This is a genomic window from Bradyrhizobium sp. (assembly GCF_049581145.1).
Lineage (GTDB): Bacteria > Pseudomonadota > Alphaproteobacteria > Rhizobiales > Xanthobacteraceae > Bradyrhizobium.
Genome location: NZ_JBAURI010000033.1, coordinates 1 through 8,221, shown reverse-complemented (window position 1 = coordinate 8,221; position 8,221 = coordinate 1). Strand labels below are relative to the sequence as shown.

Annotated in this window: 7 protein-coding genes; 3 read left to right on the top strand and 4 right to left on the bottom strand. The window is 62.3% G+C overall.

Going from position 1 to position 8,221, the window contains the following annotated elements:
* Window positions 1-14 precede the first annotated feature (14 nt).
* A complete protein-coding gene (bchI, locus tag WCB02_RS01065; protein ID WP_423955385.1) occupies window positions 15-1,037 on the bottom strand; it encodes a magnesium chelatase ATPase subunit I in 1,023 nt (340 codons plus the stop codon).
* Window positions 1,038-1,313: 276 nt separating this feature from the next.
* Here bchI and WCB02_RS01060 point away from each other — a divergent pair, with 276 nt between their 5' ends.
* From WCB02_RS01060 to WCB02_RS01050, 3 genes are read left to right on the top strand one after another with little or no spacing between them, the layout of a single operon-like run.
* Window positions 1,314-2,630, top strand: coding sequence for a DUF3422 family protein (locus WCB02_RS01060; protein ID WP_423955389.1), 1,317 nt, complete (start codon window positions 1,314-1,316; stop codon window positions 2,628-2,630).
* The gene (locus WCB02_RS01055; protein ID WP_423955382.1) at window positions 2,630-4,150 is read left to right on the top strand and encodes an alpha/beta hydrolase; all 1,521 of its coding nucleotides are present in this window, start codon (window positions 2,630-2,632) and stop codon (window positions 4,148-4,150) included. Before WCB02_RS01060 ends, WCB02_RS01055 begins: the two co-directional genes overlap by 1 nt.
* A 5-nt stretch (window positions 4,151-4,155) precedes the next feature.
* Complete coding sequence (locus tag WCB02_RS01050) at window positions 4,156-4,623, top strand: DUF427 domain-containing protein (RefSeq protein WP_423955380.1); 468 nt, start codon at window positions 4,156-4,158, stop codon at window positions 4,621-4,623.
* A gap of 103 nt (window positions 4,624-4,726) precedes the next feature.
* On the opposite strand, the gene WCB02_RS01045 is transcribed toward WCB02_RS01050, so the two are convergent.
* From WCB02_RS01045 to bchE, 3 genes are all read right to left on the bottom strand, one after another.
* Window positions 4,727-5,164, bottom strand: a complete 438-nt coding sequence (locus WCB02_RS01045) for a hypothetical protein (protein WP_423955378.1) — start codon at window positions 5,162-5,164, stop codon at window positions 4,727-4,729.
* 210 nt (window positions 5,165-5,374) lie between these two features.
* Window positions 5,375-5,992 (bottom strand): bacteriochlorophyll 4-vinyl reductase, encoded by a 618-nt coding sequence (gene bchJ, locus WCB02_RS01040; RefSeq protein ID WP_423955376.1) that lies wholly within the window; start codon window positions 5,990-5,992, stop codon window positions 5,375-5,377.
* A gap of 45 nt (window positions 5,993-6,037) precedes the next feature.
* Window positions 6,038-7,639, bottom strand: coding sequence for a magnesium-protoporphyrin IX monomethyl ester anaerobic oxidative cyclase (bchE, locus tag WCB02_RS01035; RefSeq protein ID WP_423955387.1), 1,602 nt, complete (start codon window positions 7,637-7,639; stop codon window positions 6,038-6,040).
* Between the last annotated feature and the right edge of the window lie 582 nt (window positions 7,640-8,221).

Below are 8,221 nucleotides of genomic sequence, written 5' to 3'. Positions count from 1 at the left end.
GGCGAGCGCGGCGCTCATCCAAATACGTCCGATATGGCGCGCTCGACCCGCACGCTGGAGCCGGCATCGTCGAGCGGATTGCGGCGCAAACGGTGACGCAGCGCCGATGGCGCGATCCGCCGCAAATGAGCGTCGGTGACGGACCTCTGGCCCTCGAGCGCAGCCAGTGCCCGCGCCGCACGCATCAAGGTCAGCTCTCCGCGCAATCCATCGGTGCCGAGCGTCATGCAGAGCCTGGCCGCGCGTTCCAGCGCCGCGTCCGTCACCGTGACCAGCGGCAGCCGGTCGCGGGCCGAGGTGATTTGCTTGCGCAGCTTGGTTTCTTCCTTGGCCCATTTGGCGAGGAAGGCCGCGCTATCGCTCTCGAATTCATCACGGCGCCGCACGACTTCGATCCGGCTCGGCAGATCGTCCGGCGTCTTCACTTCGACCGAGAGACCGAACCGGTCCAGCAATTGCGGGCGCAATTCACCTTCCTCGGGATTGCCGGTGCCGACCAGCACGAACTTCGCGGGATGGCGGATGCTCAGTCCTTCGCGCTCGACGACGTTTTCGCCCGATGCGGCAACGTCGAGCAGCAGATCAACCAGGTGATCCTCCAGCAGATTGGCTTCATCAATATAGAGAAAGCCACGATGCGCGCGCGCCAACAATCCCGGCTCGAAGGCTTTCTCGCCGCGCGCCAGCGCGCGCTCCAGATCGAGCGCACCAACGACGCGATCCTCTGTCGCGCCGAGCGGCAGATCGACGACCGGCACGGGCACCTTCGCCGATTTCAGCCCAGCCTTGGCGGCGCGGGCGCGGCAATCGTCGCAAAATTCCGCCGGCCGATCCGGATCGCAATTATAGCGGCAACCGACGACCACCTTCATTTTCGGCAGCAATGCCGCGAGCGCGCGCACCGCGGTCGACTTGCCCGCGCCGCGATCGCCGAAGGCGAGCACGCCGCCGACTTTCGGATCGACCGCCGCGATCAACAACGCCAGCTTCATTTCATCCTGGCCGACGATGGCCGAAAACGGGAACGCGGTCGCCATGCTATGCCTTCACCGCCGCGGCGCGTACTGCTTCGCGGCACTCCTCGAGAGCAAATTAAGACCAGCCGCAGCAGGAAAGCAAACGGATGCCGCCCATTGCAGTGCAAACTCCTGTCGTCGGCCGGGAGCATCACACTTTATATATGCCCAAAACATTTCCTGTTGCGTGACCGCGCCACACGCCGAAAAGTAGCGGCAGGACCCTTTCCGCTTCTGTCAGCCGCGACGGAATGCTACTCATCTGCGACAAGCCTATTCCAGTATCGAGAAGACGCGATGAGCGCGGAGCTCCTGATCGGTGATAGCGATGCGGCGCGTCTCGTGCCGCATCCGCTGCGTGCTGCGATCCTCGGCGAAGTTCACGCCCGGCCCTTCACGCCGATCCCGGTGCCGTCGCGCGTCCTGCATTTCGCCTTCGATAGCTCGGGCGCGCGGGCGCAAACCGACCGCGTCAATCTGGCGGCGTTCTGCCAGTCGCGCGGTTTGCCGTCGCCGCTGGCGGGGGAAAAGCATCACCGGGTACCATTCGGGACCACAGTGCTGCGCTGGGAGCAGCACTCCGAATTCACCACTTACACCTGGGAGATACCGTCCGATCCAGACGCTATTCCTTTCCATCCGGACGCCGCCTCGCTTGTCTCACCGATGCGGCTCGTACCGCAACCCGGTCCGTTGCTGGTCGCGGTCGACCTCCATCTGATGAGCGAGGCCGAGCCGCGCACCTCGCCGCAGCGCCTGTTCGACAATGCGAGCCTCGCGGTGGCCGAGAATTCCGATGGCGCCGCGGTCTACGCCACGGATTTCCAGCCGGGGCCATCGGGTTTCGTGCGCATTCTCGTCGCCGATCGCACCATGTCGCCGGAGCGGGCCGGCGCGCTGGTCCAGCGCGTGATCGAGCTCGAAACCTATCGTACGCTCGCCCTGCTCGGACTGCCGGAGGCGCAGCGGCTGGCACCATCGATCGCGGCCTCCGAACGCCGACTGGTCGAAGTCACGGAACAGATGCGCCACGCCGGCGATCTCGCCAGCAATCACCGGCTGCTGGATGAGTTGACGGGGCTCGCCGCCGAGGTCGAAGCCGGCGCGGCGGCCAGCGTGTTTCGCTTCGGCGCCAGCCGCGCCTATGAAGAAATCGTCGAGCAACGCCTGCAGACCATTGGCGAACGCAAGGTCGGCGGCCTGCCGACCTGGTCGTCCTTTCTCGCCCGCCGCATGAAACCGGCGCTGCGCACATGCGTCACGATCGAAGCGCGGCAGTCGAACCTGTCGCTGAAGCTGGCGCGCGCGGCCAATCTGTTGCGCACACGCGTCGACGTCGAGCTCGAACAGCAGAACCAGGAACTGCTGAAGTCGATGAACGCACGGACGCGGCTGCAACTGCGTTTGCAGACGACGGTGGAAGGCCTCTCGGTCGCGGCGATCACCTATTATGTGGTCGGGCTGTTCGGCTACCTGGTCAAGGCCGCGCACGACACGGGAAAGATGCCGATCGAGCCGAGCATCGTCACGGCGGCCTTCGTGCCGATCGCCGCGTTCGCCATCTGGTGGACGGTCCGCAGCATCCGCAAGAAGCATATTGCCGGCGAAGACTGATGATTTGGAAACTCGCCGTCGCCATCGCCGCGGCCATTTGCATCGCGATCGGGCTCTTCGAACTCCAGGATGCCCGCAAGGGGCTGCGCATCGTCACGTCGAAAGTCGGCGAAACCCCCGTCACGATCTTTCGGCCACAGGTGACCCCACCTGTTCCGGTCATCGTGATCGCGCACGGCTTTGCCGGCTCGCAGCAGTTGATGCAGCCGTTCGCCGAGACGCTGGCCCGTAACGGCTATATCGCAGTGACCTTCGATTTCCGCGGCCATGGCCGCAACCCCGTGCCGCTGCGTGGCGACCTCAACGAAGGCATGACGATCACATCGGAACTGCTCAAGGAACTGGAGGAGGTTGCGGCCTACGCGGGGAGCTTGCCCGACAGCGATGGCCGCATGGCCGTGCTCGGACATTCGATGGCTTCCGACATCGTCATTCGCTTTGCGCAGGCCACTCCCGCCATCGTGGCCACGGTTGCAGTATCGGCCTTCTCGCCGGTCACGACCGCGACCAGCCCGCGCAATCTGCTTGTCATCGTCGGCGCTCTGGAGCCCTCGATGCTCCGGGACGAAGGTCTGCGTATCGTCAATCTGGCCGCCGACGGCAAGGCTGTGGCCGGCGAGACCTACGGCCGCTTTGCCGATGGCACCGCCCGCAAGCTGGTGGTCGCGCGCGGCGTCGAACATATCGGAGTGCTCTATAGTCACGACAGTCTGTTGCAGTCGCTGCAATGGATGAACGCAGCGTTTGGCCGGCAACAACAGGGATTTGTCGACGGCCGCGGCGGCAGCCTGGCGCTGCTGTTTCTCGGAATCATCGCGATGGCGTGGCCGCTGTCGCAGTGCCTCCCGGTCGCCAGTCCGGCATTCGCGGGGGCAGATCTGCCATGGAACAAGCTGCTGATCACGGCCATCATCCCCGCGCTGCTGACGCCGCTGATGCTGTGGCGGATGCCGACCGATTTTCTGCCGATCCTGCTGGGCGATTATCTTGCCCTGCACTTTTTGCTGTACGGCGCGCTGACCGCGGCACTGCTGTTTGTTTGGCGCAGCCGCGCGAGCATCCCGAATCTCGTTGCGCCATGCTGGAAAAGCCTTGCGGTCTCTGCTGCCGTGATCGGCGCCTACAACATCCTCGCCTTCGGCTGGCCGATCGACGCTTACCTGTTTTCATTCCTGCCGATCGCAGGGCGTGTTCCGCTGCTGTTCGTAATCGCCTGCGGCACCCTGCCCTATTTCCTTGCGGATGAATGGGCGACGCGCGGCGCGCAAGCGCGGCCCGGCGCCACCCTGCTGACAAAATCCTGCTTCCTGTTGTCGCTTGCCATCGCGGTGGCGCTCAATCCGATGAAACTGTTCTTTCTGATCATCGTCATGCCGGCAATTCTGCTGCTGTTCGCGATATTCACGCTGATCAGCCGCTGGAGCTACCAGGCGACACATCATCCGCTGCCGGGCGCGGTCGCCAATGGCGCCGTGTTCGCCTGGGCGATCACAGTGACATTTCCGATCATGGTCAGGTGACGCACATGACACTCGAATCGGTGTGGGACTATCCGCGTCCGCCGCGGCTGGAACGCTCCGGCGAACGGTTGCGCGTGACATTCAACGGCGAGACGATCGCCGACACGATCGCGGGCTTCCGCGTGCTCGAGACCAGTCATCCGCCAGTCTATTACATTCCGCCTGACGACATCGCGCAACATCATCTGCAGGCCGTCGCCGGAAGCTCGTGGTGCGAGTTCAAGGGCCATGCGCAGTACTGGTCGCTCGACGTCAAAGGCCGGCGCGTTGACCGGGCGGCATGGAGCTATCCTGAACCCTCACTCGGATATGCCGCGATGGCGGGATATCTCGCCTTCTACGCGTCCCGTGTCGATACGTGCTTGGTTGGTGACGAACGCGTGCTGCCACAACAGGGCGATTTCTACGGCGGCTGGATCACGTCGCGCATCGTCGGGCCGTTCAAGGGCGGCGCCGGAACACGCGGCTGGTAGATCGCGGCGCGGCCGGCGCGAACAACGATCGGGAGTCAGGGGTCCCCGATCATGATCGCCGTGAACGATTGCCGTTCTGCCCGGAGTTCGAGTTAGTAGAGTTCTATTTGGGCTGACCGGTCGATCCGTTGTCCGGGCCCACGCCCGTATCTGATGATGTCGGCGCGGCGCGAGTGTCGGGCGCGGGATTGGCGGGCTGGTATCGTTTGGGCTGGTTCGCCAGTCCCGGCGGTTGCGCCATGCCGGTCGTCGTGCCTCCGACCGGGGTGGGGGTCTGCGCCGTTTCGATTCGTGATTTATCGTGATAGCCGATTGCCAGAAGACCCATCAGCGCGACAGCAAGCACTGCAAACCCGATCAATTCAGCGCCGGCCCCGCTCGGGGTTGGGCCCGTCCGCGAGCCGCTGCCTTCAAGCGTCGCCGCCGCGATTTCGCGGTTGGCTCGCGAGCGCAGGAAGTAGATGAAGGCACCTGCTATAACAAAGACAGTCGCCGCCAAGGTGAAAAACATGAGCCAGCTGATCGGATTATCGCCCTGCATTTGAGCAGCTCCATCTGTCAAACATGTATGACAATACCAAGCGATTTGGATTGTTCCGGGCTTGATCGCGCGATTTTGGCCGCAGAATGCCGCCTGACGTCCGGCTGCTACAAGGCGGATCTGTAACGTCACGCTGACACACCAAGCGTCATCGCGGCTTGGATGGATTGGCGCATTGGTCGCCGCCGGTTCCAGACCGGAGCTGGCGGGCTAACATTTTATCGCAAACGCGCAGGCCGGTTCTCCCGTCGCCTGGCAGGCGATCACGCTCACGCGCGTGCGGGCGTGAACAAGCCGGGCAAAGAGCCGCTCGAAGGTTGCCGCGTAGAAATCACAGCAAGGCGCTGCGGATGTTTGCCCGCGGCAGATTAGACAATTCCTGATCGTGAACGTCATCGGACGACCATGACGTGCCGAAAAGGCGCCCGTCCCCACGAAGGTCCACGCATTCCCCGCTATCGCCGCCGTCAGCAGCCGACCGGCGAGTCCGCAAGGCATTGATCGCATGGCGATCTGAGCGGAAAACGGAATGCGATGACGAAGCAGATAGTCGGCGGTGCGCTGCCCGGCGATCCAGCCGACGGTGCGGGCGCGGTCGTCGCCGAGCGCAACGTGAAGCGCCCGGTGCAGGCTTGCAACCTCGTGTTCACCGATCATCTGCGAAGGTGGATCGCTCAGATATGGCTCGAGGTTCGCGGCGCGAAAAACCCGACTGACCGCGTGCGCGCCCTCGACCGCCCATAGCGCTTCGGCGACCCGCGTGACAGCGTTCGGACCGATCCGGCCGGCCCGCTCATCGCGCGTGGCGATTGCCGGCGCTGATGACATCATGTGCATCCATGAAATCTGCATCCATGAATTCGGCTGCCGCGATCAATGCGCGGCAGAACCCGGTCCATGTTCCCCCTGTTCGCCGGCGCTACAGGCCATGATTTCAGCCTGCTGCGGGCCGCTGACCTTGCGGTTGTGGCTGGTCTTCCATTCGACCGCGTTCATATCGGCACGCTTTCGCGACGCGTCAAAGCTGAAATCGACTTTTCCCTTTGACTGCGGACCCCAATAGTTGACACGCCCGAGATCGTAGAATTTTCTCTCGAAGCCGGACTTGAGAAACGCCTTGAGACATCCGAGCAAATAGCGGCGGCGTTCACCGGAGCCGGCCCAGGGATAGGAAAACATGGCCTTGTTCATGTAGAAGCGCCGGTAATTATGCATGACGCGATCAAGCAGTTCGGCGCGATCCATCGCGTCCGGCTTCATGATCGGGGTCACAAAGTTGTATTTCTCGTAGTCGAACACCTCGACCTTGTCGCCGAGTTCACGAAACAGGTCTGAGAATGGCCACGGCGTGTACATTGCCCAGTTGGCGAGATCAGGCTTCCAATCCCGCGCCATCCGATAGGTCTCCTCGAGGGTTTCGCGGGTTTCGTTTTCAAGTCCGACGATGAACTGCGCCTCAACGACGATGCCCGCATCGCGCAGCAACTGGATTGCCTTCTTGTTCTGCGCGACCGTCGTCTCCTTGTGGAAACGATCAAGCTTCAATTGGGCGGCGGCCTCGGTGCCGAGGGAGACGTGGATCAGGCCGGCTTTTCGATAGAGCGGCAGCAATGCCTCATCGCGCAGGATGTCGGTCACTCTGGTATTGATGCCCCAAAGGATCCTGAGATCACGCCGGATCAGTTCCTCGCAAAATGCGAGAAATTTCTTCTTGTTGATCGTCGGCTCCTCGTCGGCCAGGATGAAAAAGCCGATATCATGATCACGCATCAGGCCTTCGATCTCGTCGACGACGCGCTTCGGGTCGCGAATGCGGTAATCGCGCCAGAATTTCCATTGCGAGCAGAAGCTGCAGGTAAACGGGCAGCCGCGTGCCATGTTTGGAATGGCGACGCGCTTTCCCAGGGGGATATAGATGTACTTGCTCCACTGCAGCACGCCCCAATCCGGCGTGATCGCATCCAGGTTTTTGACCGTCGGCGCCGCCGCCGTCGCGACGACCTTGTCGCCCTCCCGATAGGCGAGGCCCTTGATTTCGTGCCGGGCCTTCAGCCAGCGTCCGTCCCCGACGGACCGGAGCAGATCCACAAAAATCTCCTCGCCCTCGCCGCGAACGATCGCATCGATCCAGGGCGCCTCGGTCAGAACCTGCTGGTACATGAAGGTCGCGTGGATACCGCCAAGCACGGTCAATGCTTCTGGATGGAGCTCCTTTGCAATCTGCAGGAGACGCTCGGCTTTGTAGATGGATGGGGTAATCGCGGTCGCCCCAACGACATCCGGTCTTTCCTCGCGCAGGATTTGGCGCACCTGGTCCTCGGAAAGATCGTCGGTCATGGCGTCGACGAAGCGGATCTCGTCGAACCCGGCCGTCCTGAGCGCGCCCGCAATATAGGCCGCCCATGCCGGCGGCCAATTGCCGGCGATTTCAGCGCCGCCGGAATGATAGTTGGGGTGCAAAAGCAAAATGCGCATTGGAAACATCCCATATCTGTAAATACATATTGACGTCCAATCTAGATTACAGAATTGATTTAGATCAAAAGGAAGGCAATTCGAGCTGCCCTGCGTGCGGGCGCGGAAGGCTGTCCGCAGACTCCGGATGCCACCAGGGTGGCGTTGCCGCAGCTTTTTCAGCCGCGTTCTGTGCTGCCGTCTTGCGCGCAATCTTGGGCAAACACGTGCGGTGCAAAGCGATAGGCATCGCTGAGCCACCGTAAGGTGTAGTGCAGGATGTCGAACGTCAGCCGCGCCTCGGTGCCGAGCGGTCAACAACCAACCGGTCGACGATCTATGCCGGTGCCGGAGCCCATCAGGGAGGGTTTATGGTGCGCTCGGAGCGCCCACAACCGCTCTCCAGTAGGTTGATAACACTAACTTTTTCGGGTTCTACTCAAGGCAATGTATCACAGTTTGTATCGCAATCTGTATCCCAGAATTCGAGTCGATCGAGCACGCGGAATCTGTGACGCTAGTCGCACGACATCGTGCACGATTGCGATACGTGATCAACCTACAACCCTCGCTTTACTCGCTCAACGCGGATGGGTCCAACAT